At 32.9% G+C, this 25,311-nt stretch carries 29 protein-coding genes; 14 read left to right on the top strand and 15 right to left on the bottom strand.

The window, feature by feature from the left end; translation table 11 throughout:
• Positions 1–54: 54 nt before the first annotated feature.
• Positions 55–432: a four helix bundle protein gene (locus tag BUC23_RS07125; protein WP_073207640.1), complete on the bottom strand. Its 378-nt coding sequence runs from the start codon at positions 430–432 to the stop codon at positions 55–57.
• Between the two features lie 191 nt (positions 433–623).
• On the bottom strand, positions 624–1,301 hold the full coding sequence (gene trmD, locus BUC23_RS07120) for a tRNA (guanosine(37)-N1)-methyltransferase TrmD (protein WP_073207637.1): 678 nt from the start codon (positions 1,299–1,301) through the stop codon (positions 624–626).
• 157 nt (positions 1,302–1,458) lie between these two features.
• On the opposite strand from trmD, the gene BUC23_RS07115 reads away from it, so the two are divergent.
• From BUC23_RS07115 to BUC23_RS07105, 4 genes are all read left to right on the top strand, one after another.
• Positions 1,459–3,582 carry a M3 family metallopeptidase gene (locus BUC23_RS07115; RefSeq protein WP_073207634.1) on the top strand — a complete coding sequence of 708 codons (2,124 nt, stop codon included), beginning with the start codon at positions 1,459–1,461 and terminating at the stop codon, positions 3,580–3,582.
• A gap of 23 nt (positions 3,583–3,605) precedes the next feature.
• The gene (locus BUC23_RS17470) at positions 3,606–3,752 is read left to right on the top strand and encodes a hypothetical protein (RefSeq protein ID WP_167365564.1); all 147 of its coding nucleotides are present in this window, start codon (positions 3,606–3,608) and stop codon (positions 3,750–3,752) included.
• 198 nt (positions 3,753–3,950) lie between these two features.
• Positions 3,951–4,712: a hypothetical protein gene (locus tag BUC23_RS07110; RefSeq protein WP_073207631.1), complete on the top strand. Its 762-nt coding sequence runs from the start codon at positions 3,951–3,953 to the stop codon at positions 4,710–4,712.
• Between the two features lie 131 nt (positions 4,713–4,843).
• On the top strand, positions 4,844–5,776 hold the full coding sequence (locus BUC23_RS07105; RefSeq protein WP_073207629.1) for a peptidylprolyl isomerase: 933 nt from the start codon (positions 4,844–4,846) through the stop codon (positions 5,774–5,776).
• Between the two features lie 116 nt (positions 5,777–5,892).
• On the opposite strand, the gene BUC23_RS07100 is transcribed toward BUC23_RS07105, so the two are convergent.
• Both BUC23_RS07100 and BUC23_RS07095 read right to left on the bottom strand, forming a co-directional pair.
• Entirely contained in the window at positions 5,893–6,447 is a 555-nt protein-coding gene (locus BUC23_RS07100) for a thioredoxin family protein (protein ID WP_073207626.1), read from the bottom strand.
• Positions 6,448–6,601: 154 nt separating this feature from the next.
• Positions 6,602–7,501: an alpha/beta fold hydrolase gene (locus BUC23_RS07095; RefSeq protein WP_073207624.1), complete on the bottom strand. Its 900-nt coding sequence runs from the start codon at positions 7,499–7,501 to the stop codon at positions 6,602–6,604.
• 159 nt (positions 7,502–7,660) lie between these two features.
• Between BUC23_RS07095 and BUC23_RS07090 the strand changes: the two genes are divergently transcribed.
• The 3 genes from BUC23_RS07090 (at position 7,661) to BUC23_RS07080 (ending at position 9,159) form a co-directional block, all read left to right on the top strand.
• Positions 7,661–7,996: a tRNA-binding protein gene (locus BUC23_RS07090; RefSeq protein WP_073207621.1), complete on the top strand. Its 336-nt coding sequence runs from the start codon at positions 7,661–7,663 to the stop codon at positions 7,994–7,996.
• Between the two features lie 357 nt (positions 7,997–8,353).
• The gene (locus BUC23_RS07085) at positions 8,354–8,680 is read left to right on the top strand and encodes a four-helix bundle copper-binding protein (RefSeq protein ID WP_073207618.1); all 327 of its coding nucleotides are present in this window, start codon (positions 8,354–8,356) and stop codon (positions 8,678–8,680) included.
• 2 nt (positions 8,681–8,682) lie between these two features.
• Positions 8,683–9,159, top strand: a complete 477-nt coding sequence (locus tag BUC23_RS07080) for a YbhB/YbcL family Raf kinase inhibitor-like protein (protein ID WP_244153781.1) — start codon at positions 8,683–8,685, stop codon at positions 9,157–9,159.
• A gap of 66 nt (positions 9,160–9,225) precedes the next feature.
• On the opposite strand, the gene BUC23_RS07075 is transcribed toward BUC23_RS07080, so the two are convergent.
• From BUC23_RS07075 to BUC23_RS07065, 3 genes are all read right to left on the bottom strand, one after another.
• The gene (locus BUC23_RS07075; RefSeq protein WP_073207612.1) at positions 9,226–9,780 is read right to left on the bottom strand and encodes an RBBP9/YdeN family alpha/beta hydrolase; all 555 of its coding nucleotides are present in this window, start codon (positions 9,778–9,780) and stop codon (positions 9,226–9,228) included.
• A gap of 305 nt (positions 9,781–10,085) precedes the next feature.
• On the bottom strand, positions 10,086–10,466 hold the full coding sequence (locus tag BUC23_RS07070) for a PUR family DNA/RNA-binding protein (RefSeq protein ID WP_073207609.1): 381 nt from the start codon (positions 10,464–10,466) through the stop codon (positions 10,086–10,088).
• A 71-nt stretch (positions 10,467–10,537) separates the two neighbouring features.
• Complete coding sequence (locus tag BUC23_RS07065; RefSeq protein WP_073207606.1) at positions 10,538–12,298, bottom strand: ABC transporter ATP-binding protein; 1,761 nt, start codon at positions 12,296–12,298, stop codon at positions 10,538–10,540.
• Between the two features lie 202 nt (positions 12,299–12,500).
• Between BUC23_RS07065 and BUC23_RS07060 the strand changes: the two genes are divergently transcribed.
• The 3 genes from BUC23_RS07060 to yajC all read left to right on the top strand — a co-directional run bounded on the left by BUC23_RS07060 (position 12,501) and on the right by yajC (position 15,019).
• On the top strand, positions 12,501–13,604 hold the full coding sequence (locus BUC23_RS07060; RefSeq protein ID WP_073207602.1) for a Glu/Leu/Phe/Val family dehydrogenase: 1,104 nt from the start codon (positions 12,501–12,503) through the stop codon (positions 13,602–13,604).
• A gap of 187 nt (positions 13,605–13,791) precedes the next feature.
• Positions 13,792–14,703, top strand: a complete 912-nt coding sequence (gene nusB, locus BUC23_RS07055) for a transcription antitermination factor NusB (protein ID WP_073207739.1) — start codon at positions 13,792–13,794, stop codon at positions 14,701–14,703.
• Between the two features lie 31 nt (positions 14,704–14,734).
• The gene (gene yajC / locus BUC23_RS07050; protein ID WP_073207599.1) at positions 14,735–15,019 is read left to right on the top strand and encodes a preprotein translocase subunit YajC; all 285 of its coding nucleotides are present in this window, start codon (positions 14,735–14,737) and stop codon (positions 15,017–15,019) included.
• Positions 15,020–15,084: 65 nt separating this feature from the next.
• On the opposite strand, the gene BUC23_RS17315 is transcribed toward yajC, so the two are convergent.
• The 3 genes from BUC23_RS17315 to pepT form a co-directional block, all read right to left on the bottom strand.
• Positions 15,085–15,528, bottom strand: a complete 444-nt coding sequence (locus BUC23_RS17315) for a hypothetical protein (protein WP_139259787.1) — start codon at positions 15,526–15,528, stop codon at positions 15,085–15,087.
• A 342-nt stretch (positions 15,529–15,870) separates the two neighbouring features.
• A complete protein-coding gene (locus tag BUC23_RS07040; RefSeq protein ID WP_073207596.1) occupies positions 15,871–16,464 on the bottom strand; it encodes a YdeI/OmpD-associated family protein in 594 nt (197 codons plus the stop codon).
• Positions 16,465–17,742, bottom strand: coding sequence for a peptidase T (pepT, locus tag BUC23_RS07035; RefSeq protein ID WP_073207593.1), 1,278 nt, complete (start codon positions 17,740–17,742; stop codon positions 16,465–16,467).
• A 339-nt stretch (positions 17,743–18,081) separates the two neighbouring features.
• Here pepT and BUC23_RS07030 point away from each other — a divergent pair, with 339 nt between their 5' ends.
• A complete protein-coding gene (locus tag BUC23_RS07030) occupies positions 18,082–18,621 on the top strand; it encodes a nuclear transport factor 2 family protein (protein WP_073207591.1) in 540 nt (179 codons plus the stop codon).
• A 310-nt stretch (positions 18,622–18,931) separates the two neighbouring features.
• On the opposite strand, the gene BUC23_RS07025 is transcribed toward BUC23_RS07030, so the two are convergent.
• Complete coding sequence (locus tag BUC23_RS07025) at positions 18,932–19,348, bottom strand: DUF1003 domain-containing protein (RefSeq protein WP_073207588.1); 417 nt, start codon at positions 19,346–19,348, stop codon at positions 18,932–18,934.
• Between the two features lie 154 nt (positions 19,349–19,502).
• Entirely contained in the window at positions 19,503–20,219 is a 717-nt protein-coding gene (locus tag BUC23_RS07020; RefSeq protein ID WP_073207585.1) for an alpha/beta family hydrolase, read from the bottom strand.
• Positions 20,220–20,430: 211 nt separating this feature from the next.
• On the opposite strand from BUC23_RS07020, the gene BUC23_RS07015 reads away from it, so the two are divergent.
• Entirely contained in the window at positions 20,431–20,961 is a 531-nt protein-coding gene (locus tag BUC23_RS07015) for a DUF6799 domain-containing protein (protein WP_073207582.1), read from the top strand.
• A 127-nt stretch (positions 20,962–21,088) separates the two neighbouring features.
• Here BUC23_RS07015 and BUC23_RS07010 read toward each other — a convergent pair whose 3' ends face one another.
• A complete protein-coding gene (locus tag BUC23_RS07010; RefSeq protein WP_084538309.1) occupies positions 21,089–21,589 on the bottom strand; it encodes a YybH family protein in 501 nt (166 codons plus the stop codon).
• 262 nt (positions 21,590–21,851) lie between these two features.
• Between BUC23_RS07010 and BUC23_RS07005 the strand changes: the two genes are divergently transcribed.
• The gene (locus BUC23_RS07005) at positions 21,852–22,886 is read left to right on the top strand and encodes a quinone-dependent dihydroorotate dehydrogenase (RefSeq protein WP_073207576.1); all 1,035 of its coding nucleotides are present in this window, start codon (positions 21,852–21,854) and stop codon (positions 22,884–22,886) included.
• Here BUC23_RS07005 and BUC23_RS07000 read toward each other — a convergent pair.
• Both BUC23_RS07000 and BUC23_RS06995 read right to left on the bottom strand, forming a co-directional pair.
• Positions 22,857–23,564 carry a DUF3307 domain-containing protein gene (locus BUC23_RS07000; protein ID WP_073207573.1) on the bottom strand — a complete coding sequence of 236 codons (708 nt, stop codon included), beginning with the start codon at positions 23,562–23,564 and terminating at the stop codon, positions 22,857–22,859. The two genes, BUC23_RS07005 and BUC23_RS07000, sit on opposite strands and share 30 nt — an antisense overlap.
• Complete coding sequence (locus BUC23_RS06995; RefSeq protein WP_073207570.1) at positions 23,561–24,172, bottom strand: hypothetical protein; 612 nt, start codon at positions 24,170–24,172, stop codon at positions 23,561–23,563. The genes BUC23_RS07000 and BUC23_RS06995 overlap by 4 nt, the downstream gene beginning before the upstream one ends.
• A 186-nt stretch (positions 24,173–24,358) precedes the next feature.
• Between BUC23_RS06995 and BUC23_RS06990 the strand changes: the two genes are divergently transcribed.
• The gene (locus BUC23_RS06990; RefSeq protein WP_073207567.1) at positions 24,359–25,222 is read left to right on the top strand and encodes a hydroxymethylglutaryl-CoA lyase; all 864 of its coding nucleotides are present in this window, start codon (positions 24,359–24,361) and stop codon (positions 25,220–25,222) included.
• Positions 25,223–25,311: the final 89 nt, after the last annotated feature.

Raw genomic sequence — 25,311 nt, 5'->3', positions numbered from 1 at the left:
CAACTTTTATTTTAAGTGTTCAGTCTCAGTCGCAGCTTTCAGTCACAATAGACTTCAATTAGAGAAGATTTTACATCCAAATTTATCAGGGTTATTAATCATATAATTTATTAATCTACCAATTTCAATAGTTTTGGTATTTAAATTATTATAGGTTTCAATATTTTTATATTCACATTTTAAAGAGAATTCCAACCAGACATTTGTTTCTGAATTTTCAGCATCACTATCGGTTAATTTACTGATGAAATGATTAGTATAGCGTCTTTTTCTGTATCCTTCTGCAATGTTAGCAGAAACACTTCTCGAAGAACGTCTAATTTGGTCTGTGAGAGAATATTTTTCTTCTTTTGGAAATGATTTCGATAACTGAAAGATATCCATTGCCAACTGAAACGACTTCTGAAATGCTAATAATTCTTTGAAATCCATTATTGATTTTATTTAAGTTTTTAGTTGTCAGTCTTGGCCTAATTCTTTATTACCAGTCTCATTATCAAGTGTAAAGTGTCATTTTCCAGCAGCTGCAAACTACAATTTTTTATTCAATTTCACACTGCAAACTGTGACTGCAAACTTTTTTATTCAATTCTACGCTGTAAACTGAACACTGCGACTGAACACTATTCCTCAAGCAAATCTGGTCTTCTATTCTTTGTATGTTCATACGCCGTATCTTCTCGCCATTTATCAATTTTGGCAAAATTCCCGCTGGTTAAAACATCAGGAACTTTCCAGCCTTTATAATCCGCAGGGCGAGTGTAAATAGGACCTGACAATAATCCATCCTGAAAACTATCTGTCAATGCTGAGGTTTCATCACTTAAAACACCAGGAATCAATCGGATTAAAGCGTCCGATAAAACCAAAGCGCCTAATTCTCCACCTGACAAAACATAATCGCCAATAGAAATTTCTTTAGTGATAAAATGATCACGAACGCGTTGATCAACGCCTTTATAATGCCCACACAAAATGATGATATTCTCATACATCGACATGGTATTGGCCATTTTTTGGTTCAAAGTTTCCCCGTCCGGGGACATATAAATGATTTCGTCGTACGTTCTTTCGCTTTTCAAATGCGTGATACAAGCATCAATAGGTTGCACCGTCATCACCATACCAGCGCCACCGCCGTAGGGATAATCGTCTACACTTTTTTGTCTATTCGTGGTGTAATCCCGTAAATTATGAAAATGAACTTCCACCAATCCTTTGTCAATGGCGCGTTTCATAATCGAAGCCTCAAATGGACTTCTCAATAATTCAGGTAAAACGGTAACAATATCAATGCGCATAATTTTAAATCTTAGTTTGAAAGTTGCAAAGGTACAAAGTTTTAAAGAGTCAAAATTCAAAGATTTAAAGATTGAAATTAAATTATTTAATTGTGGCATTTAACTATACGCTTATTTTCGCGTACTTTTATAGCTACAAATAATTTAATCTTAAACTATGATTTCAAAAATAACCAAAGCTGGTATAATGCTTGTTTTTATTGCTTCACTGCAAAATCAAGCGCTTCATGCTCAAAACAATTCTATTAAAATGACTAATCCACTTTTACAAAAAAGCGCGTTGCAGTATCAAGCTCCGCCTTTTAATTTAATTAAAGACGAAAATTTTAAGCCTGCTTTCGAATATGCCTTAAAAAGTCATGATCAGGAAATAAAAAAAATAGCGACCAATCCTGCCAAACCAACATTCAAAAATACCGTATTGGCTCTCGAAATTTGCGGAGTTGATTTGGTTAGGGCTACAGGAGTTTTCTATAACCTAACGGGTTCAAACACTAATCCGACTTTACAAGCGATTGAAGCAGAATATGCGCCCATTTTTTCGGCTCACAATGATAAAATATATTTGAACAGTCAGTTATACAAACGTTTCAAAGCGTTAAACTTGAATGCTCTAAAAGGAGAAGACAAGCGATTGACCGAATATTACTTGCAATTGTTCGAATTGGCGGGCGCCAATTTATCGCCTGGTGATAAAGAAAAGATGAAAAAGATAAACGAAGAGTTGGCCAGTTTGGGAACGCTCTTTGGAAACAAATTATTAATTGCCCGTAAAAATGGCGCTGTTTTATTTGACAACGTAAGCGATTTGGAAGGTTTGAGTTCAGACGAAATAGCCGCTGCAAAAGCAAAAGCTACCGAGGCGGGTCAAGGTGGTAAATATTTGATTGGATTATTGAATACAACACAACAACCCTTATTGGCAAGTCTTAAAAACAGAGCCACAAGAGAAAAAATATTCAAGTCGGCCTGGACTCGCGCTGAGAAAAATGACGATGGTGATACTCGAGAAGTATTAGAAAAAATGGCCAAATTACGTTTGAAAAAAGCGAATTTAATGGGTAAGAAAAGTTTTGCTGAATGGCGATTGCAAGACCAAATGGCAAAATTACCAAGCACTGCGATGGACCTTTTAGCGAAAATTGCTACCCCAGCAGTTGCAAAAGCAAAAGTAGAAGCCAAAGAAATTCAAGACCTAATCGATTCTCAAAGCGGAGGATTCAAACTGGAGCCTTGGGATTGGAATTTTTATTCAGAGCAAGTGCGTAAAGCAAAATATGATTTAGATGAAAGTCAGGTAAAACCTTATTTTGAGTTAACGACTGTTTTAGAAAAAGGAGTGTTTTTTGCTGCAAAGCAAATGTATGGCATCACTTTCAAGGAAAGAAAAGATTTGCCGGTCTATAATCCAGATGTTGTGGCTTATGAAGTATTTGACAATGACGGAAAATCAATGGCGATTTATTATTTGGATTTTTACACCAGAGACAATAAAAACGGAGGAGCTTGGATGAATAATTTTGTTACTCAGTCTCATTATTTAAAACAAAAACCGGTAATTGTTAACGTTTATAATTTTTCTAAACCAGTTAATGGAAATCCATCATTAATCAGTTTTGATGATGTGACGACATTATTTCACGAGTTCGGACACACTTTGCATGGTTTGTTTGCTAATCAAAATTATCCTAGTATTTCAGGAACATCTGTACCGCGTGATTATGTGGAATTTCCATCTCAAATCAACGAGCATGCTGCACTGGATCCTACTGTCTTAAAAAATTATGCGATACATTACAAAACTAAAGAAGTGATTCCTCAAGCTTTAATTGATAAAATTAAAAAAGCAGAGACATTCAACAAAGGATATGACGTGACCGAATTATTGGCTGCATCAACGCTTGATATGGCTTGGCATAGTGTAGAAAAAGAAGCTGATTTTAAACCAACTTTGGTTTTTGAGAAAGAAGCACTTCAAAAATATGGTTTGTTGGTTAATGAAGTTCCAACCAGATACCACACGCCTTACTTTGCACACATTTGGAGTGGAGGTTATTCAGCGGGTTATTACGCTTACACCTGGTCAAAAACCTTGGATTATAATGCGTTCGACTGGATGCAGGCCAATGGTGGTATGACCAGAGAGAATTGCGAACGTTTCCGAAAATATATTTTATCAGTAGGGAACAGCGTAGATTTAAACAAAGCTTTCAAGGATTTTATCGGACATGACATGCAAATCGAACCGTATTTGAAAAATGCGGGACTTTCAGATAAATAATCATATTTTATTTAATAGTAAAAATGGCATTCGTAAAGGATGCCATTTTTTTTTGGATTTATTCTGTCCCGAAACGTCGGGATTGTTCAGGAGCTATTCCAGCTATTCGTTACAATCTTTATATCACCGAAAAGGCAGATAAAACGGATTTCCACTTCTATCTGGCCTAGGATTTTGTGGAATTAGAGATTTTAAAGAACTGAATCGGTAGGAAAAGTATTCATCAATAAAAAAATCAGCACATTGGCTTGTAATAAATTTATTATATATTTGAAATGCAAGTAATAAAATATTTGTCTGACAAAGACAGAAGGATGTGGATAGGTTGGAATGATTTTATTAAACCAATATAAGTTAGCTTTAAGTTTATGACAGAAAGAGCAAAGTATATAAAAATAATACTTCTATTAGACGAGCTTGATTTTTTTCATCAGAATCTATCTATTAAAGAAACAATTTCTTTCTTCAGAATGCTCAAACAAAATATAATGTCATTGTACTTATTTGACAACTTAATTAAGGAATTAAATCAAGAATTAAGAGAAAATCCATCTTGCATTGAACTGAAAAAAAATATAGTTAAAGAATTAGATTTTGTAAATCATATTAGAAACAAAATTTCAGGCCATTTAGATAAAGATCTTTTTTTAAGAGTCGCGCAATGGCAACCTAAAATTTTTTCTAAAGAAATAAATTCAGATAATTTTAAAATATTATTGAGTTATATCTCTTTATTTGAATCAGCAATAAACAGTTATTCAGATAAAAATAATAAACATAAACTTTATGAGTTTGAAGTCGATTTAGTAATTGACAAATATCGTGCAGTTTTTATTGAAACAATCTTTAAGTTAAACTCAACATCAATTCACATTCTAAAAATATTGAAATCAAAATTTGAAGAAAAAGACATTTTTTTTGAAGGGGAAGACAACTTTATTGAAGCTAAAATTGCTGGAAATACTGACTTTAATTTGAAAAAAAAATTCGAAATTAACTTCACAGAAATCAACCAAGATGAAAAAACTATAATTAGTGATGAGTTTTTAAAAAACTTGGACTTTAATAAAATCGAAGACCTATGTGCATTAAAAACAGAATTGGAAAAATTAATAAAAATTAACAGCTAGCAACAATTCGCATCGTAGCGCGCACAATCATTCCGCTCGTGTCCATAAAACCAAATTCCCAACTTTTATTGCTCCAATTCCCTTTTTAAAATTAATTTCGTAAATTTGCCCTTCAATAAAAATTAAACACAATGGAAAACGGAATATATGCTAAATTCAGCACCTCTAAAGGTGCTATTTTAGTAAAACTAGCGCACGATTTAACACCAGGAACTGTTGGTAACTTCGTAGGATTGGCTGAAGGAAATTTAGAAAATAAAGTAAAACCTCAAGGAACAAAATTCTATGATGGATTGAAATTCCACAGAGTAATTCCTGATTTCATGATACAAGGTGGTTGTCCACTAGGAACTGGAACTGGAGATCCGGGTTATAAATTTGATGATGAATTTCACCCAAGTTTAAAACATGATAAACCAGGGGTTTTAGCTATGGCAAATTCAGGACCAGGAACGAACGGTTCTCAATTTTATATCACGCACATTCCAACTCCTTGGTTAGATGGTAAACATACTGTTTTTGGTCAAGTTGTAGAAGGTCAGGATATTGTTGATGCTGTTGCTCAAGGTGATGTTTTGGAATCATTGGAAATTGTTAGAGTAGGAGAAGAAGCTCAAAAATGGAATGCTATTGAAGCTTTTATTACTTTCAAAGGTGCCCGTAACAAACGTGATGCTTCTTTGAAAGCTGATGCAGAAGCTGAAATGGAAAAATTAGCGGCTGGTTTCGAAAAAACAGAAAGCGGTTTACGTTACCAATTTATCCAAAGAGGTGAAGGTAAACAAGCAGCAAACGGTAAAATAGTTTCGGTACATTATACAGGACAACTTCCAGACGGAAAAGTTTTTGACAGTTCTTACCCAAGAAAAAAACCAATTGAATTTCCATTAGGACAAGGTAATGTAATCGAAGGATGGGACGAAGGAATTGCTTTGTTGCGCGTAGGTGATAAAGCACGTTTTGTAGTTCCATCACATTTAGGTTACGGATCTCGTGGTGCTGGAGGAGCAATTCCACCAAACGCTACTTTGATTTTTGACGTAGAATTAATGGATGTGAAGTGATAGTATTCAGTGTTCAGTGTTCAGTCGCAGTTTGCAGTATTGAACAATCCAATTCATATAAAATCCCAAAGCGAGAGTTTTGGGATTTTTTTATGTTCATTTATAAATAGAATATATTATTTCCACTTGATATTACAACCCAGACTTGGTTTCTGATCTGGATTAATAGTTCTATTGTAGGTTACGCTATCAATTGCACCGCGCAAATCGTTTCCGCTTAACGGAATTCCATTTCCCGGGCGGCTGTCGTCTAATTGTCCGTGATAGACTAATTTATCTTGATTGTCATATAAGTAAAAATCGGGAGTGCAAGCTGCATTATAGGCTTTTGCGACTTCCTGTGTTTCATCATAAAGATACGGAAACTCAAATTTATTTTGGAATGCAAACTCGGTCATCAATTCCGGTGCATCCTGTGGAAATTTAACCACATCATTACTGGAAATGGTAATGATTCCAATTCCTTGTACCCGATAATCATTGGCGATCATAACAATTTCATCAATTACATGATGTACAAAAGGGCAATGATTGCAGATGAATATTACTAAAGTTCCCTTTTCTCCTTTTAAATCCTGAAAAGAAAACCATTCACTTGAATTAGTGTTTTTTAAATTGAAATTTGGAGCCAAAGTTCCCAGTGCTACTGTATTTGAAGTTGTTCGTGTCATTGAAGTTAATATTGCTTTTACCAAATTACAATAAAAATGCAGTATTAAAAAGGATTTTTTTTTCTGAAATATTTTAAATTCTAAAAAAAAAGTACCCTCCGAAGTGCATTACTACCAGTAAGCGCTTCGAAGGGTACTTTTTAAACGATTCAATTTATATTCCAGACTTTAAAAATTTAATCAAATCTCTATTTAATTTTTCTTTTTCTACATAAAATAATCCGTGTGGTGCGCCATCGTAAACAATAAAGATATTATCAGGGATTAATTTAGTGGCAATTTCAGAAGTGATTTCTATCGGAACAGTTTTGTCTTCATCTCCATGAATGATTAATGTAGGTACATTTACAGAGGACATTTCATGCGTAAAATCAGTTGTTGAAAAAGACTTTGCACATTCTAAGGTGGCACGGGGAGAAGCAAGTGAACACAGCATTCTGTAATAATCCAATAGTGGTGTGCTGATAGGCTTGCTAATAAAGCTCACACCGAAAAACGTTTTCCCAAAGGCATCCATAAACCCAATTCGGTCGTCTTTAATTTGGTCCGCCATTGCATCATATTTTTCTTGAGGAACTCCTTCTGGATTAGCGTCGGTTTTTAATAAATGAGGAGTTACAGCGGAGATTAGCACTGCTTTTGCAATGTTTTTTCCACCATGACGACTAAAATAGCGCACCACTTCACCACCACCCATAGAAAATCCAACCAGAGTAACATCTTCCAATTCTAAAAGATCGATAATTGCTTTTAAATCATCGGCCAAAGTATCGTAATCGTAACCGTCCCACGGTTGTGAAGATTTTCCAAAACCTCGGCGGTCATAAGCAATAACTCTAAAGTTATTTTCAACCAGAGCCTCGATTTGATATTCCCACATTTCGTTAGATAGGGGCCATCCATGAATCAGAATTACCGGTTTTCCTTGACCATAATCCTTTACATATAATTTTACGTTTGTTTCCGTCTGAAGATATTTATCAGTTGCCATTTTTGATTTAGAAAAGCTACCATTTCCTAATGATTCGATTCCATTTGTTTGATTGTCATCCATATTACTACTAGTATTTATAGTTTTTAAATAGTATTGCTAATTTGTAAATTTAAAGATATAGGGAAAAAAATCTCTTATGAAATTAGTGTAAATAGTTGTAAAATTGATAGGTTTGTTAGAAATTAACATTTAATTAAAAACTATAAATACAATACAACCATGGAATTAACTTGGCAAGATTTTGAAAAAGTAGAAATGCGAGTTGGAACTATTTTGGAAGTCAATGATTTTCCTGAAGCAAGAAAACCGGCTTACCAACTAACGGTAGATTTTGGTCCCACAATTGGGATTCGAAAAACATCTGCACAAATTACCAAACGATATCAAAAAGAAGATTTGGTTGGCAGACAAATTGTTGCTGTAGTTAATTTCCCTAAAAAACAAATTGGTAAATTCATGAGTGAATGTTTGGTCTTAGGAGCTGTAGGGGAAGAAGGAGATGTTATTTTATTAACACCCGATTTTGAGATTGAAAATGGATTGCGAATTGGGTAACTTCAAAAACAGGATTTACTTAGCTTCTTAAATATTAATAGGTTATTTTAATGTTAATAATCTATTTATCAGTTATTTAAAACAATAAATATTGTAAATTTACTTTTCTATAATGGAGTTATTTACATGCAATATCTTATCGAATGAGTGCTACAAATCCTTTATTAAATTTTTAGGATTATAATTAGTGTAAAGTTTCCCCAAAGCTTTTTGCTGTAGAATACGGTGTCGTTTTGGATGTATTGTTGATGATGCATCAGCAGGTACAGCCGTGATATTGACCAGATGGAAATCAAATGCCGTATCATTTCCTTTTGGTGTTTTAAAATAGATTCTTAATTTAAATATACCTAAAAAATGGAAAAGCAAAAAATGATTGACGTATTACATTTTTGTGCTGCACAATGCACACATTGTTATGATGCATGCCATTTAGAAAAAGAAATGGATATGGCTCGCTGTATGATGAACGATCAGGATTGTGCGGATATATGCCGCTTAGCATCCCAGTTAATGGAACGGAATTCTGAAAACACAGCTATTTTCTTAAAATTATGTGCGGAAATGTGTGAAATATGTGCCGCTGAATGTGAAAAATATTCACAAATGGAACATTGTAAAAAATGTGCAGAAGCATGTGGTAAATGTGCAGAAATGTGTCATGAACAACAAATGGCACATTAATAATGAACCTTATTATACTATTTATCATGTCAGTAACAGCCAGTAGCAAATTAGTTATAAAAAGCCCTGCATTTGAGGATAATGAATTTATTTATTCGAAATATACTTGTGACGGGGTAAATGTAAACCCGGAGATTAGTATAGGCGAAATTCCTAAAAATACAAAGAGCCTGGCTATTATAGTGGATGATCCAGATGCTCCCAGTGGATCTTTTTGTCATTGGTTAATGTGGAACATTGCACCAAAAAACAGTATAAAAGAAAATTCTGCACCCGGAATTCAAGGAAGGAATAGTTTTGGGGAAAATAAATATGATGGGCCTTGCCCTCCAAGTGGCAAACATCATTATTATTTTAAAGTGTACGCTTTAAATACTAAACTAAATTTACTTGTAAGCACTGATAAAAATGAACTTGAAAAGGAAATGAAAGATTATATTATTGCCTGGGGAGAATTAGTCGGCTTGTATAAAAGGTGAACTGTCGGTTGGATGATTTGTCGTCAAAATTTAGAAACTGTTTTTTAAATAAAGCAGTTTTTTTATTTATGAATCGGAATTAATTTTATTTATTAATTGTTCCAAAATCAATTGGCCTTCTTCCCAAAACTCGAGATTTGAATCGGAGTTGATATGTCCTTTTTTACCAATATTTATAAAATCACTACCCCAGATTTTAGCTAAATATTCAGCTCTTACTGTAGAAATATAGGGATCATTAGCACTGGTGATCACAATAGATGGGAAACGTAATTTTCCAGTTGGTATTGGCGAGAAATTCCAAATTATTTCAGGAGTGTGCTCTGAAGAATCAACATCGGCAGGAGCGACTAATAACGCGCCAATTATGTTCGAATTAGTATTTGCTTCAGCCCAATGCAAAACCATAGAAACTGCAAGACTGTGTGCCACTAAAATAGTTGGAGAATCTATTTTTGAAATAGCTTCCGTTAAATTGCTAAGCCAATCCTCCAGTATAGGTTGTTCCCAATTCGTCTGAACTAATTTAGAACTGTTTTTAAATTTTCGTAACCAATAGCTTTGCCAGTGTTTTTCTCCGGAATCACCAAGTCCTGCCAGTATTAATAGTTTCGTTTCCATTAAACAAAAATACTTTTTAGAAATTAATTTCAAATATTTTAATGACTAAATTATTTTGTGAAGTTTAAAAAATGGTATTCGAACCAAAGCGTAATTACTACGAATGCAGGTGTTTTTTGAAAAACCAAACTTTCAACACATCCGCGGTTAGGATATAAATTGCGACGATTATTAAACTATTACCATATTATGAATAGTAAGGGGATGATACTACTTTGTCAGCGATGGGGGATTTAAAAACAAAAAAAAGTCCAAAAATCAATTGACTTTTGGACTTGTTAGTTTTGTAAGTAGGTAACTAAGGATTAAATATCATCAAATTCAATATCAGTAAAAGATGATGTTTTTGGTATGAATTCGTCTTCTACTTTATCAGAAGCATATTCTTTTTTGAAATCTTTTTGGTGTCTTTCAGAGATTACTTCCTCTCCTTTATGGTTCAAAACATAAGAGGTCATTTCTCCTAGAATTTCTGCGAAAGCAGCAAAATCTTCTTTGTACAAATAAATTTTGTGTTTCTTGAAGTGGAACGAGCCATCTTCCTCAGTGAATTTTTTACTTTCGGTAATCGTAATATAGTAATCATCTGCTTTTGTAGCCCTCACATCAAAGAAATAAGTTCTTCTTCCAGCTCTTAGAACTTTTGAAAATATCTCTTCTTTTTCTAACATGTCATTTTCTCTCATAATCCTTTCTATCAATTTATGGTTGTTAAGTAGTACTCAAAAATCTAAAAAATATATGTATTACACAACAATTAAAGCAATTCTTTTTCTGAAAGTTGTTTTAAATATAGGGAAGCATAGTACCCTTCTTGATTTATCAATTGATTATGAGAACCTTGTTGGATTATTTTTCCGTCTTCGAGAATGATAATATTGTCGGCATTTTTGGCTGATGAAACTCTATGGCTTACTATAATGGTAGTTTTATCCTTGCAAATTTCAGATAAATTATTCAAAATCGCTTCTTCGGTCTCTGTATCTACTGCCGACAAACAATCGTCAAAAAGTAATATAGGAGGGTTTTTAATAATTGCTCTGGCAATAGAAACGCGTTGCTTTTGTCCTCCTGATAGGGTAATACCTCGTTCCCCTAATATGGTGTCATATTGTTTATTAAAGCCAATAATGTTATCATGTACAACGGCATTTTTTGCTGCTGATTCTACTTCTTCGTCGGTTGCGTTTTCTTTACCAAACTTTATATTATTTTTTATGCTGTCCGAAAATAAGAAGGCATCTTGCGGTACAATCCCAATGCTGTTGCGCAAATCATAAAGGTTTACAGTGCTTATTTCGTTTCCGTCAATGTTTATTTTTCCGCCTGTTACATCGTACAATCTAGATATTAATGAAGAGATTGTTGATTTTCCAGATCCTGTTTTTCCTAGAATCGCTAGTGTTTCTCCTTTTTTGACTGTAAAAGTGACATTTTTTAATGCTTCTATATTGGTGTCTTCGTAAGTGTAACTTACATTTTCGAAAGAAATAGTACCCTCAATAACAGATTTATTTGGATTATTATTTTTTATTTCAGGTTCGATTTTAAGGAATTCGTTAAGACGTTTTTGGGAGGCTTCGGCTTCTTGAACCATAGAAGAAACCCATCCTAAAGAAGCCACTGGCCAAGTAAGCATGTTGACATACAAGATAAATTCTGCTATCGTTCCAATGCTTTTTATGGTACCATCAATATACATTAATCCCCCAAAATAAATCACGACCAAGTTACTTATTCCTATAAGTGCCAGCATTAATGGTCCGAAGAGAGATTGAACTTTGGCTAAGTTTAAACTTTTGCTTTTGCTCTCATTGGCCAGGTTTACCATGTTGTTTTGATGCTGATCTTCTAATGAGTACGCTTTTATCACACGGATTCCAGAAAATATTTCTTGCGAGAAGCTGGAAACTTTGGATAAATATTGTTGAAATATGGTGCTTCGCTTATTGATTTCGGAGCTTAATTTGAAAATGCAATATGATAATAGTGGTAAAGGAAGAATGGTATATAAAGTCAAGCGAGGCGAAACATTATACATGTATACGATGACAATTGTAAATCGAATAAAAGTATTTATCGTGTACATAACCGCAGGGCCTACATACATTCTTACTTTTGAAACATCCTCGCTGATACGGTTCATTAAATCACCGGTACGATTTTGTTTATAAAAGTTCTGCGATAAGTTTTCGTATTGTCGGAAAACTTCATTTTTCAAATCGAATTCAATGTGTCTCGACATAACAATAAGCGTTTGTCGCATCAAAAAGGTAAGAAAACCAGCTATGATAGTTGTGGCAATGATCAATAAAATATTCGAAATTAGTTCTTCGCGAATTACTGAAATAGCTACATTTTTGTCTTTAGAAAAGGATTCAATTACTTTGAATGATTTGCTAATTAATTTTGGTGTAAATAAAGAAAATATCTGGGCGATAATGGTAAATATAATACCGAGGGAAAAGCTGTATTTATATTTGACAAAGTATTTATTTAAATAACGTAATTCTTTCATGTTTTTAAGATATTCTTTATTGAAATAGTTTTGTTTTTTGTTTTTTAATCAATTTTTGATAAAGCTTAAAATTATAATTTGTTCGTAATAATTACCATATTGATAAATTCAGGCTAAAATATTAGTGTATGTGTATTTTTTATGTAAATTTGATTTGTCTTTTTGACAAATTCATAATTTTATCACTATAAAAATTAATACTATGAATGCAGCTTTCACAACTGGAAAGGAACTTCAAAAAATGGATCCCGTTTTTGGTCAACTATCATTTAATGATCACGAACAAATTGTATTTTGCAACGACAAAGATACAGGTTTAAAAGCAATTATTGGTATTCATAATTCGGTTATGGGTCCTGCTTTGGGAGGTACTCGCATGTATAATTACGCCAATGAATGGGAAGCTTTAAATGATGTATTGCGACTTTCTCGCGGTATGACTTATAAAGCAGCCATTACAGGATTAAATATCGGTGGAGGTAAGGCGGTTATCATTGGTGATGCCAAAACCCAAAAAACACCTGAGTTGATGCGTAAATTTGGTGAGTTTGTACATTCATTAAGCGGAAGATATATCACTGCCGAAGATGTAGGAATGGAAACTGCAGATATGGACACTGTTAGAGACGTTACGCCTTATGTGACCGGAATTTCTGAATCAAAAGGCGGTTCTGGAAATCCATCGCCAGTAACAGCTTACGGCGTATATCTTGGTATGAAAGCTGCTGCAAAACAGCAGTTTGGTTCAGATGTACTTAGCGGAAAAAAAGTGTTGGTACAAGGGATTGGTCATGTTGGAGAAACTTTAGTTGATTATTTGACAAAAGAAGGTGCAATAGTTACTATCGCAGACATCAATGAAGAAAAATTGTACGAAGTTGGATCTAAATACGGTGCTACAATTTTCACCGGTGATGATTTATATTCTGCCGATGTTGATATTTATGCTCCTTGTGCTATGGGTGCGACTATAAATGATGCCACTGTGCATAAAATTAAAGCTAAAGTAATTGCTGGTGCAGCCAATAACCAATTAGCAAATGAGAATATTCATGGTGCAATTTTGCAAGAAAGAGGGATTCTTTATGCCCCTGATTTTTTGATTAATGCCGGTGGTATTATCAATGTTTATGCGGAATTAGCGCATTATGACAAAGCAGAGATTATGCGTAAAACAGAGAATATTTACAATACAACTCTTGAGATCTTTGCATTTGCCATTGCTAATGGAATTACAACCCATCATGCGGCTTTGACTATTGCTCAAAATCGTATTGATCAAAGAAAGATAGAGAATAAAAAGTAAGTTAATGAATAGTGTTCAGTGTTCAGTCGCAGTGTTCAGATAGAACTGGAAACCGAGACTGAATACTGATTACTTTTAAAAAAAGGTGTTTTAATTTTATTTACACGGATGAAATTCTTATTTTTGCACTCTAATTAATAAAAGTTCTTACAAGGTGGTAAATAGAAGACACATACGCGTTAAAGTTATGCAATCCATTTATGCGATGCATCAAAACGGTTCTGATAATCTGGAAAAAGAGGAAAAATTTCTTTTCTATAGTATCGATAATATTCAAGATTTATACCTAATAATGCTTTCTTCCCTGATTGAAATCTGTAAAAAAGAAACCATCTTTTTGCATAAATCATCTCTGAAACATCTTGCTACTGCTGAGGAGCGTAAGCCAAACGAAAAATTTATTAAAAATAGTATTTTTCAAATTCTTTCAGAAAACAATTCACTTAATATTGCTCTTGAAAATCGTAAAATTGACAATTGGACAAAAAACGATGATTATATCTTGTTGCTTCTTAATGATATAAAAGCAAGCAAGTTGTATGAAAAATACATGAGTAATTCAATCAATACATTCGAAGAGGATAAACAATTTATTGTTGATTTATTTATGGATGTAATTGTTCCTAATGAAAAACTTTATGAATATTTAGAAGATGATAAATTAACTTGGGTAGACGATATTCCACTGGTTAATACTCAGATAATCAAGCAATTGAAAGCGATTAAATCGGGTGAAGATGATAATTTCAGAGTGCCTAAATTGTATAAAGACAACGAGGACAAGGATTTTGTAAAAGATTTGTTTAGAAAAACAGTCTTGAACGAAGCAGAATTTGCTAAAGAATATGTTGATAAAACGCCTAATTGGGACAGCGATAGAATAGCCGAAATTGACACCATTATTCTTAAAATGGCTATTTGTGAATTTCTAAAATTTCCATCGATTCCAGTAAAAGTTACCCTTAACGAATATTTAGAAGTTGCCAAAGAGTATTCTACACCAAAAAGTAGTATTTTTATCAACGGAATTTTAGATAATTTAGTAAAAGAGCTACAGGCTAGCAAAAAGATGATTAAAGCTGGTCGTGGTTTAATGTAATATTAATAAACAAAAAAGAGATTTTAAAATTATGGGACAATTAACTCAATTTGCGCCGTTTCTATTAATGTTTGTGGTAATCTATTTCTTTATGATAAGACCGCAACAAAAGAAAGCTAAAAGCGAAAAAGAATTTGAAAGCAGCTTGAAAGTAGGCGACAAAATTATTACAAAAAGTGGACTTCACGGAAAAGTTTCTGAATTAGCTGATACTACAGTTATCGTTGAAACTATGTCAGGAAAATTAAAAATGGAGCGTTCCGCTATCTCTATGGAAATGAGCGCAGCATTAAATACTGCAGCTGTAAAAAAATAATAGTAGTTTTCGAACTAGTATAAAATGCCCTGAATTTCAGGGCATTTTTTTATATAGCAATTTGGTTATTTTTTATTCTTCTTATTTTTTTTATTCTTTTTTGCTTTTTTAGATTTCGCTTTAGCCTTTTTTTCTTTTGCTTTCGCTTTTACCTTGGCTTTTTTTGCTTTCTCCTTTTTTGCTTTTTTAGCCTTTTTTGCTTTTGCTTTCGCCTTTTGTTTTGCTTTCTCTTTTGCGTCGGCCTTTTTAGCTTTTTCTTTTGCTTTCATTTTCGCTTTCTTTTTAGTCTTGTTTTTATCACCTTTCTTTTTTGAAGATTTACTGTCATCTGGATTAGTAGGTGAGACTTCTACATTTTCGGTGCTAGTTTCTTCAATTTTTGGTTCTTCAATTGCAACAGCTTCCATAACATGTTCGACAATTTTTGTTGTCCGAGTTCTAACTGGCTTATCGATTTTAGGTTTTGCTGGCGATACTGAATCAATTTGCGTTTCTTTTTTTTGTATCATAATTTATATTTTTAGTATTAGTTTTTTATGAAATTATACGAATAGTTAGCTGTGGTGTTAATAGATTGTTAAGCAGTTGTTAGTAAATATAGTGATTTAACAAACTAGTCAATGTTAAGGTTTTCAGTATAATACTAATATTTTGATGCGCTTTACAATAAACACAATGCACAGAAAGAAGTGAAAAAGGATATAATTCCTTTTCAATAGTTTTCAAAAGATGTCGGGGTTATGAATTTGAATGCAATTTTCATCGAATGATTATTAAATTGCATTTATGTTACATAATGTGATTTTAAAAAAAAAAGCCCAACTCTGATTTTTCAGAATTGGGTCTTAATTTTAGCGATATTTGTCATTTAAGCCAATGTTTTCGAGTATCATTGGCTTTATCTTTTCTAGTCTGGAACGTTTAGTCTCTTCTCGTTTAGCTTCGACAATATATTCTAAAAACTCCTTTTGTTTGTATGGTGAGAATTTTAGAAAAGCGTCGGCTAAATTTGGATTAAAATCTAATTCCTTCTGAAAAATTTCTGGTATCTCAATCCTAAGTTCCGCTTTTGGGGGTTTGATTATTTTTCCTTGCTTTTCGTTTTGAATAGCTTCGTGAATATAATCTAAAACTAAAGTTTCTTCTACTTCCTCTTTTGATGTAAAGCGCCATTGTCGTAATGATTTAGTAACGCCTTCTTGTGCGTTAACTAAAACTTTTTTTTCATCCTTAAGGAAAACGCCATTAAAAAACCAAATGGTAAAATAATTTTTAAATCCTCCTATCCCGAGCACATTTTTATTATCTAAGACATAAACGCAACCTCCCCATTTTGTAGTTTCGATGAGTTCAGTTTTGGCAATAATTGATTTCAGAAATTCTAATTCTTCTGACCAACTATTTACTTTATCCCAAGTATGTGTATCGGTTTTTGGTGAGTCCAATTATTTTTTATTTTTAATGGTTTCTTCCGTTTTTACATAATCGCCTAGTGCTGTTAATTCAGCAATTTTCACGATAACTTCTACTGCTTTTTGCATGCTTTCAACGGGAACATATTCGTATTTTCCGTGGAAATTATGACCGCCTGCAAAAATATTTGGGCAAGGCAATCCTTTGTATGACAATTGAGAACCGTCAGTTCCGCCACGAATAGGTTTAATAAGTGGTTTAATACCTATTTCTCTCATCGCTTTTTCAGCAATGTCCACAATATGTTTTACAGGCGTTACCTTTTCTTTCATATTGTAATATTGATCTTTTATTTCGGCTGTAGCAATATCAGCACCAAATTGTTTCGCAAATTTCTTATTTATTTTTCGAGTGATTTTCTCGATCAATTCTTTACGTTTTTCAAATTTTTTCTTGTTGTGGTCTCTGATAATTAGTTCCAAAACGGTTTCTTCAATACCGCCATTAAGGTGATGTACATGAAAAAAGCCTTCGTATCCTTTTGTAGTTTCAGGTGTTTCATCAGCAGGTAATTCATTGATGAAATCATTGGCAATCAGCAGAGAATTGATCATTTTTCCTTTGGCGTAACCAGGATGAACACTTTTTCCTTTGAAAATAATTTTGGCGCCAGCCGCGTTAAAATTCTCATATTCCAGTTCGCCTATTTGGCTGCCGTCCATTGTATATGCCCATTCGGCTCCAAATTTCTCTACGTCAAAATGATGCGCACCACGACCAATTTCCTCATCTGGTGTAAAACCCACTCTGATTTTTCCGTGTTTGATTTCAGGATTTTTGATAAGGAATTCCATTGCAGTTACAATCTCGGTGATTCCGGCTTTATCATCGGCACCTAATAATGTAGTTCCGTCAGTTGTAATCAAGGTTTGCCCCTTGTACAGTAACAAATCTTTAAAATAATTAGGCGATAATATAATATTTTGTTCTGCATTTAACACAATGTCTTTACCATCATAATTAGGAACAATTTGAGGCTTTACATTGGCTCCGGTAAAATCGGGCGTGGTGTCAAAGTGTGAAATGAATCCAATAGTTGGTACTTCATGAATAACATTGCTTGGCAAAGTAGCCATGATGTATGCTTTGTCGTCTATTGTTACGTCATGCATGCCAATAGCTTTTAATTCCTCAACTAGTTTATTGGCTAGGTCCCATTGTTTAGCGGTACTTGGCGTGGTTTCAGAGCCTGCGTCAGATTCTGTATCAATAGTTACGTAACTGATGAATCGATCTATAATATGTTGCATTTTTTATTTGTTTTATGCAAAGATAATCATTTTTTTAGAAGCTATTTTCGGTATCCTTCTAGAGCTCTTTATTCATTTTGTTTACTTATTTTAAGCTTTTTTCGTAGTACAATTAGGTGGGAAGAATCGAATTATGCCGGTGATTTTTGTGAACGTTTTTCGAAAATAAATTTTTTAAATACTTCTATTTATAATTGGTATATTGTTGTAATTCAGTTATTTGTTGTTTAATTTTTTACAATTTGTTAGTGTTATGTCAATTTTTATTGTTAAATTTAAGACTGATTTTTCCCAAATCTTTTTTTGATTTTTAGATTATTAACTTCAAATTTTTAGATTATGAAAAAATTACTATTATTTGCTTTGTGCTTTTCTTTTCTTGTAGGATGCAAGAAAGATAAAACAATGGAAGAAACTCCAGCAGTAATTTCGCCTGATCCAAAAGTGCAACCTGTTGAATTTGCAGATGCTAAATATACCGAAATGGGTAAAAAATCACTGCAGGATTTAACCAAGGGTGATATGGATGCATGGATGGCTAATTATGCCGATAATGCCAAATATTATTGGAATAGTGGAGATAGTTTAGTGGGCAAACCGGCTATCGATAAATATTGGAGAAATAGAAGAGCAAATATTATTGAAACGATCACTTTCGAAAATGAAATTTGGTTGCCAGTAAAAGTTAATAGTCTGGAAAATGTTAAAAAGACCGGGAATTGGTTGTTGGGTTGGTATAAAACTACGGCAAAATACAAAGGGGGAAAATCGATGACGCAATGGATTCATACTGATTTTCATTTTGATGAAAATGATAAAATTGATGAGGTAAACCAATATCTGGATAGAGAAGCTATAAATGAAGCTATAAAAAAATAAAATTAATCTTAATTAAAATGAAACGGTGCTTTAGGGTACCGTTTTATTTTTCTGAATTTCAAAAGTTTTCTAAACCATTTTGCAATTATTCAGTATTAATCATAATAATAATAATATGCTTAATGAGGTTAATTCATATCACCAAATAAGTTTTTTAGGTGTTTTTCTTTAGTTTCTTTTTTTAGACCAATTAGCACTGGACATGCTAACTTAGCAATCACAGACAATTAAGAAATAATTTTAATTGTAGCCAATGAAACAAGTCCGCAAAATTTATGACAAAGCTTTCAAAAAAAATAATTTTGAGGACTTATTTAGTTTCTTTCATTTCGTTCAACAAGGAAATTATTACATCTAGTTTCTCAACTTCTAATTTATTTAGTTGAATAGTTAAGGCTTCTATTTCTAGTTTTGCGTCAATATTCGTTTGGTAATCTGCTTGTGCCTGTAATCTGTCTCTTTCACTTTGACGGTTTTGGGACATCATAATGATAGGCGCCGCATAAGCAGCCTGAGTAGAAAAAAGAAGATTTAGGAGAATAAATGGATATACATCCCAGTGGTAGGTAAAAGCAGCAATGTTTAATGTCATCCAAAGCACTACCAATATGGTTTGAACTATAATGAACTTCCACGACCCCATTCCTTTAGCTACAGAGTCTGCTAAACGACTTCCCACATTTAATGTTGCCTTATGTTTTTCGTGCCAATTTGTATCATTAATCATTTTCAAAGTGTTTTTTTTAAAATTTTGGAAAATAGCTTTTAAGAATTATCAAATGGTGACTGCTTTGAGTTTTAATTTTAAAATAAAAAGGGAATAAATCAAAAGCCTTAATGCAAAAATTATTTTGGGGTAAATATATTAGGATTTATGATACTTAACTATTTTTTTGTTCAAATTTTGTCTTGCTACTTGTTGATTGCTGTACAGTTGGATTAATGGTACTGTGAATTTTTGAAATCGCCTTTTTCCAATCATCAGCTGAGGTTTTAAAATCATGATTTGTTTCCACAAAAAATAGCTCAATTGTTTGCGCAAGCTCATATTTTGTATCAATTTCACTCCCGCCATAAGCATCATTTGTACCCTGAATTATCAAGAAGGGAGTGTTTAAGTTCTTTAAATGCATAAATCGGTGAGGTTCCTCTTCTTTTTCAGGATGTCGAAAAGGATAACCCAAACAAATAATATGTTTTATGTTTAGTTCATCTGCAATTTTTGTTGCTATTAATCCACCAGCTGATCTTGAGATTATGATTATTTCTTTTGTAGTATCCAATTTTAAGATAAACTGTTTTAATATTTTTGAGCGAAATTCTACAGTATTTATATTCTTGCGGAAGGATTTTAAAAAAAGATTAAAATTAAGAATAGTATACCTCAAAAGATAAATTCTCCAAAATATTTTTTTTAAAATTGCAGGGAACCATTTATATTTCCTTTCTATATTAATCTTATGATATATTTCCTGACCAATTGGTTCGTAAAGAATCATATAATTTTGCTGGTATAAATAGTCTAATAATGCGGTGTTTAGTGAACCGTCTTTTTGTAGATTTTCCCTACCAACTATTAAGACGATTTTATTGTGCATGCTTTTTTAAATATAAGGCCTTTAGTTTGCTAATTTATAAATAGATCTTTAGGAATCTGTAAATAGGATTTCTTTTTTTTTGTAAGGGGCTCTTCTGCGTGTTGTAATTATTAGTTTAGATTTTTTTTGTGAATTAAAAATTAAAAAGATTTTCTTATAACTATTTTTTTTTGTAATTTTAATAATGTAAAAAACTAAAAATCAATATATTATGAAAAATTTATTTATTTTATTAGCAGTGGTTATTTGTACTTTAGGCGCTATGGCTAAGGATGCTAAAATGTATGATTCCAAAATGTACGATCCAAAAATGGTCCAAATGAAAGATCATTTAATGATGAAAAATGGTAAAATGATGATGATGAAAGGAGAAAGGATGATTATTATGGAAAAAAAAATGACTATGCCTAATGGTTCTGTTGTTTCTCCAAACGGGATGGTAAAAATGAAAGACGGCAAAACCATGATGTTTAAAAACGGCGACATGATGGATATGAATGGCATGATGATGATGAATAAAATGGAAGGGTATGTAAAGATGAAAGACGGAAAAATGATGATGATGAAAAACGGTAAGATGATGATGATGGAAAATGAAATGATGATGTCTAATGGTTCAATGGTTTTTCCTAATGGGATGGTAAAGATGAAAAACGGGAAAACCATGATGATGAAAAATGGGGACAAAATGGAAATGAATGGAATGATGATGAAAAGAACAAAAATGAAAATGGAAAACTAAAAAGTAAAGACATTCAAAATTTTAGTGTGAAACTAATTTTTCAGTTGCAGAAAAGAAGAAACCGAAACCATATTTATAGTTTCGGTTTTTTTTAAATTCATTTTGTAAATAGAAAAATAATTTCATTTTACTTATTCATTGGCATATCAGAATTATAGCAATCACGGAACATTTTCCACTTTCCATCTTCCATTTTCCATACGACTAATGATTTTCCATGGTCTAATGCTTCGCCCGATTTGTCGGTAAATGTCCATTCATCCTCTGAAACTAATAGATCATTATTTCCCCAAACTTCTATAGTATTCAAACTAAATTTGGGCATGCCAGATTTCATAAAATCCGATATAACATGAATTATGTTATTTCTGCCAACAGTTGCTTTTGTGTTGGGCTGCATAAATTTTGCATCTGTAGTGTAACAATTGGCTGCAGATACAGAGTCACTTTTGTTCATCGCCTCGGTAAAAATAAAGTTTTGCTCTTCAATACCTTTTTTGGCTTCAGCCATATCAAAGCTTTCTTTATTCTCTTTTTTGGGAGAATCACAGCTTGCTAACATAAATATGCATCCAATGATAGTGATGCAAAAAGACAAGAATCTACGGAAATTTAAATCTTTTTTCATTGCTTTTTTTTTAAAATTAAATTATAAAACCTACAATAGTAGTTTATTTGGAATGACGTATTACACTTAAAATTAGTCATTTATAATTAGTTATTCAGATTATTTCTATAAAAATATAAATCGAGCCTTTTAATTTAGCTATAAATTGATGTTGAATATTTTAAGTTTATTTTTAAAGCGCAAAATGATTTATTAAAATTATTTTCCAAATATTTATTTATCGAGTAGATAGTTCTATTTTTGCACCACCAACACAACAAACATGTATAAATTAATAATTCGCCCTATACTTTTTTGGTTCGATCCAGAAAAAGTTCATTATTTCACTTTTTCCCTGATTCGATTTTTATCAAAAATACCTGGATTTTCATTGCTTTTTAAATCACTTTATAATATCAATGATCCCAGATTAGAGACGGAAGTATTCGGATTAAAATTCAAAAATCCAGTGGGATTGGCAGCAGGTTTTGATAAAGATGCCAGGTTATATAAAGAATTGTCCAACTTTGGTTTTGGTTTTATCGAAATAGGAACGCTTACGCCAGTAGGTCAGGAAGGAAATCCTAAAAAACGTTTATTCCGTCTTAAGGAGGATAGTGCCATCATTAACCGAATGGGTTTTAATAACGGAGGTGTTCAAGAAGCGGTCGAAAGATTGAAAAAAAACACAGGTGTATTAATAGGTGGAAACATAGGTAAAAACAAACTGACTCCTAACGAAGAAGCAACTTCTGATTACGAAATTTGCTTTGATGCGTTATATGATTATGTAGATTATTTTGTAGTTAATGTGAGTTCGCCAAACACACCAAATCTTCGTGCCTTGCAAGACAAAGAGCCATTGACTCAATTGCTGCAAACGCTTCAGAATAAGAATTTGGCTAAGCCAAAACAAAAACCTATTCTGTTAAAAATTGCTCCTGATTTGACTGATGAGCAATTACTGGATATCATAGATATTATTAAGGAAACCAGGATTGCCGGAGTTATTGCAACTAATACAACTATTTCTCGCGAAGGTTTGCAATCCGAAAATAAATCAGAGATGGGAGGATTATCCGGAAAACCGTTAGCAAAACGATCTACAGAAGTTATTCGTTTTTTATCTCAAAAAAGCAAAAAAGCATTTCCAATTATTGGAGTAGGAGGAATACATTCTGCCCAAGATGCTATCGAAAAACTGGAAGCAGGAGCATGTCTCGTACAATTGTATACTGGTTTTATTTACGAAGGTCCGGCTTTGGTGAAAGCCATAAATAAAGAAATTTTAAAGCGATTGCAACCCCCACGCTACTAAAAGCCCGGTTAGCATAGCAATCCCAAAACTCAGTAAGGTTCCGATAAGGACATATTCAGTAAGTTTTCGGTCTTTTGCTTCTTTCAAATCTCCAAAACGAAAAATTGATTTTGCGGCCAATAAAAAGCCAATCGCTTCAAAGTGATTGGTAATTATGAAACAAAATACAAATAAGCGCTCTAATATTCCAATGTAATTACCAGCATTGGACAAGGAGTCATCACTTTTTTTACTTTCGGGTGTCCAAATGGAGATAATGTTCTTTATAAGAATTGAAGTTGGTTTTGTAAGTAACAGCAGGCCTGTGCCAAATATCCAAAATTGATTGTCGAATACTGTGAAATCAATAGTCTCGTTTTTATAAATCATTGTAATAACTATGATTACGAGAATATGCATGGCTTGATCCACAAGGAACCAAGTACGTTTTGTTTTTTTTTTCTGAAATCTTAGTTTTAAGTAATCAATTCCTCCGTGCGTTAGTGCCAATAGAACTGCAAACCATATAAAATCTATTTCAGCAATTAAGATCCAAGCTAACACACCATGTAATAGTGTATGAAGATAAAGGACAATGCTTTTGTGTTTTTTATCTTCCTTGTTTAGAACCCAGGAAGTAGGCTGCAGTAAAAAATCACCAAGTAAATGCGCCAGAAACAGTTTTATGAAAATAATCATATGGTAATGGTTTTAATTTTTTTTCTGAAATAATTATCTAATTCCATCATCAGGTCAAATTGTGCTCGTTTTCGTCTTCGGCTTACGGCAGCTTGATTTATGCCCAGTTTTACACCTATTTCTTCTTGCAATAATCCTTTGTTTTGTATGGCTGTCAAAACAAATTCTGCTGATTGAACCAACCAATTGTCCATAAAAGTCAATCCTAAGCGAAGCATTAGATTGATGTCAGAATCAATGTCAGGATTATCGGAATTGATTGCTAAGGTAGTTTTTTGTTTTTTTAAAGTGTCAAAAAGTTCTCCAGAACGAACAAATGCAGTTCCATTACTTTCAGAAATTTTATTTGCTTGATAGGTTTTGTCTCCAATTCCAATACTCATCCTTGCATCAAGTTTGATACCTTTCAGATAAGCTTTAATTTCTAAAGCTGCTAGCAGCGCTTCCTCTACATTTTTAATTTCCAGTTGAAATTCATCGCCGCGATAAATTTCCCATTCTATTGGATTTTCTCCTTTAGTATTGAATAGTTTTTTTAAGCCGTCAATCCAAATGTTAGAAGGTAGCTTTCTTGAATTAACGATGTCTCCTGTGATTATGCTTGTCATATTCAAATGTAATTAAAAAGTTAAGTTCCTTAAATTATAAACATTACCAAATAACGTAATAATAATTATTATTACCAAATAATGTAATATAATATTTTATTACCAATATACGTAATATAGTCAATTTTCATAAATTTGAAATTCATAATTTATAATTCATAATTGTTTTTCTATCTTTGGCTTTCTATGGAGCCAATAAAAATTATAGAATGTCCACGCGATGCCATGCAAGGCATAAAGCCATTTATACCTACTGAAAGAAAAGTAGCATACATCCAAGCTTTATTGCGTGTAGGATTTGATTCCATAGATTTTGGTAGTTTTGTTTCACCAAAAGCGATTCCGCAAATGCAGGATACCGCCGAAGTGCTTGCACAACTTGATTTATCTCAAACCCGAAGTAAATTATTGGCAATTATTGCGAATACTCAAGGCGCGACATTAGCTGCTGTTCATCCTGAAATACAATACCTGGGTTTTCCTTTTTCGATTTCAGAAAATTTCCAAATGCGGAATACCCATAAAACCATAGCGGAATCATTAATCACTTTACAAGAGATTTTAGAAATTGCGGATAAAAGCAAAAAAGAAGTGGTAGCTTATCTTTCTATGGGATTTGGGAATCCATATGGAGATCCATGGAACACGGAGATTGTAGGGGAGTGGACCCAAAAATTATCTGATATGGGCGTTAAGATTTTATCGCTTTCGGATACGGTGGGAAGTTCGACTCCTGAAGTGATTGGGTATTTGTTTTCGAATTTAATTCCAAAATATCCTGAAATAGAGTTTGGAGCCCATCTTCATACCACACCAGATAAATGGTTTGAGAAAATTGATGCGGCTTACAAAGCGGGTTGCCGTCGTTATGATGGTGCAATTCAGGGTTTTGGCGGGTGTCCTATGGCAACAGATGATCTAACAGGTAATATGCCAACAGAGAAATTATTGTCGTATTTTACTTCAAAAAAAGAAAACACTAATCTAAGTCCAATGAGTTTTGAAAGTGCTTATAATGAAGCTTCTAAGTTGTTTGGGGAATTTCATTAGTGAGTAAGCTTAATTGCGTTAAATAGTAACATTTGGTGAGTAAAATAATAAGTAATCAATTGATGCGTTCGTATTGTTATAATTGAGAT

Source organism: Flavobacterium xinjiangense, from assembly GCF_900142885.1.
Taxonomy (GTDB): Bacteria; Bacteroidota; Bacteroidia; order Flavobacteriales; family Flavobacteriaceae; genus Flavobacterium; species Flavobacterium xinjiangense.
The sequence above is the reverse complement of the archived record's forward strand: the minus strand, read 5'-3'. Positions and strand labels throughout refer to the sequence as shown.

What these genes read in the sequence shown, in the direction of transcription:
- BUC23_RS07125 (WP_073207640.1), bottom strand. Translation starts at nt 432, where the DNA reads ATGGATTTCAAAGAATTATTAGCATTTCAGAAGTCGTTTCAGTTGGCA.
- trmD (WP_073207637.1), bottom strand. Translation starts at nt 1,301, where the DNA reads ATGCGCATTGATATTGTTACCGTTTTACCTGAATTATTGAGAAGTCCA.
- BUC23_RS07115 (WP_073207634.1), top strand. Translation starts at nt 1,459, where the DNA reads ATGATTTCAAAAATAACCAAAGCTGGTATAATGCTTGTTTTTATTGCT.
- BUC23_RS17470 (WP_167365564.1), top strand. Translation starts at nt 3,606, where the DNA reads ATGGCATTCGTAAAGGATGCCATTTTTTTTTGGATTTATTCTGTCCCG.
- BUC23_RS07110 (WP_073207631.1), top strand. Translation starts at nt 3,951, where the DNA reads ATGACAGAAAGAGCAAAGTATATAAAAATAATACTTCTATTAGACGAG.
- BUC23_RS07105 (WP_073207629.1), top strand. Translation starts at nt 4,844, where the DNA reads ATGGAAAACGGAATATATGCTAAATTCAGCACCTCTAAAGGTGCTATT.
- BUC23_RS07100 (WP_073207626.1), bottom strand. Translation starts at nt 6,447, where the DNA reads ATGACACGAACAACTTCAAATACAGTAGCACTGGGAACTTTGGCTCCA.
- BUC23_RS07095 (WP_073207624.1), bottom strand. Translation starts at nt 7,501, where the DNA reads ATGGATGACAATCAAACAAATGGAATCGAATCATTAGGAAATGGTAGC.
- BUC23_RS07090 (WP_073207621.1), top strand. Translation starts at nt 7,661, where the DNA reads ATGGAATTAACTTGGCAAGATTTTGAAAAAGTAGAAATGCGAGTTGGA.
- BUC23_RS07085 (WP_073207618.1), top strand. Translation starts at nt 8,354, where the DNA reads ATGGAAAAGCAAAAAATGATTGACGTATTACATTTTTGTGCTGCACAA.
- BUC23_RS07080 (WP_244153781.1), top strand. Translation starts at nt 8,683, where the DNA reads ATGAACCTTATTATACTATTTATCATGTCAGTAACAGCCAGTAGCAAA.
- BUC23_RS07075 (WP_073207612.1), bottom strand. Translation starts at nt 9,780, where the DNA reads ATGGAAACGAAACTATTAATACTGGCAGGACTTGGTGATTCCGGAGAA.
- BUC23_RS07070 (WP_073207609.1), bottom strand. Translation starts at nt 10,466, where the DNA reads ATGAGAGAAAATGACATGTTAGAAAAAGAAGAGATATTTTCAAAAGTT.
- BUC23_RS07065 (WP_073207606.1), bottom strand. Translation starts at nt 12,298, where the DNA reads ATGAAAGAATTACGTTATTTAAATAAATACTTTGTCAAATATAAATAC.
- BUC23_RS07060 (WP_073207602.1), top strand. Translation starts at nt 12,501, where the DNA reads ATGAATGCAGCTTTCACAACTGGAAAGGAACTTCAAAAAATGGATCCC.
- nusB (WP_073207739.1), top strand. Translation starts at nt 13,792, where the DNA reads ATGCAATCCATTTATGCGATGCATCAAAACGGTTCTGATAATCTGGAA.
- yajC (WP_073207599.1), top strand. Translation starts at nt 14,735, where the DNA reads ATGGGACAATTAACTCAATTTGCGCCGTTTCTATTAATGTTTGTGGTA.
- BUC23_RS17315 (WP_139259787.1), bottom strand. Translation starts at nt 15,528, where the DNA reads ATGATACAAAAAAAAGAAACGCAAATTGATTCAGTATCGCCAGCAAAA.
- pepT (WP_073207593.1), bottom strand. Translation starts at nt 17,742, where the DNA reads ATGCAACATATTATAGATCGATTCATCAGTTACGTAACTATTGATACA.
- BUC23_RS07030 (WP_073207591.1), top strand. Translation starts at nt 18,082, where the DNA reads ATGAAAAAATTACTATTATTTGCTTTGTGCTTTTCTTTTCTTGTAGGA.
- BUC23_RS07025 (WP_073207588.1), bottom strand. Translation starts at nt 19,348, where the DNA reads ATGATTAATGATACAAATTGGCACGAAAAACATAAGGCAACATTAAAT.
- BUC23_RS07020 (WP_073207585.1), bottom strand. Translation starts at nt 20,219, where the DNA reads ATGCACAATAAAATCGTCTTAATAGTTGGTAGGGAAAATCTACAAAAA.
- BUC23_RS07015 (WP_073207582.1), top strand. Translation starts at nt 20,431, where the DNA reads ATGAAAAATTTATTTATTTTATTAGCAGTGGTTATTTGTACTTTAGGC.
- BUC23_RS07010 (WP_084538309.1), bottom strand. Translation starts at nt 21,589, where the DNA reads ATGAAAAAAGATTTAAATTTCCGTAGATTCTTGTCTTTTTGCATCACT.
- BUC23_RS07005 (WP_073207576.1), top strand. Translation starts at nt 21,852, where the DNA reads ATGTATAAATTAATAATTCGCCCTATACTTTTTTGGTTCGATCCAGAA.
- BUC23_RS07000 (WP_073207573.1), bottom strand. Translation starts at nt 23,564, where the DNA reads ATGATTATTTTCATAAAACTGTTTCTGGCGCATTTACTTGGTGATTTT.
- BUC23_RS06995 (WP_073207570.1), bottom strand. Translation starts at nt 24,172, where the DNA reads ATGACAAGCATAATCACAGGAGACATCGTTAATTCAAGAAAGCTACCT.
- BUC23_RS06990 (WP_073207567.1), top strand. Translation starts at nt 24,359, where the DNA reads ATGGAGCCAATAAAAATTATAGAATGTCCACGCGATGCCATGCAAGGC.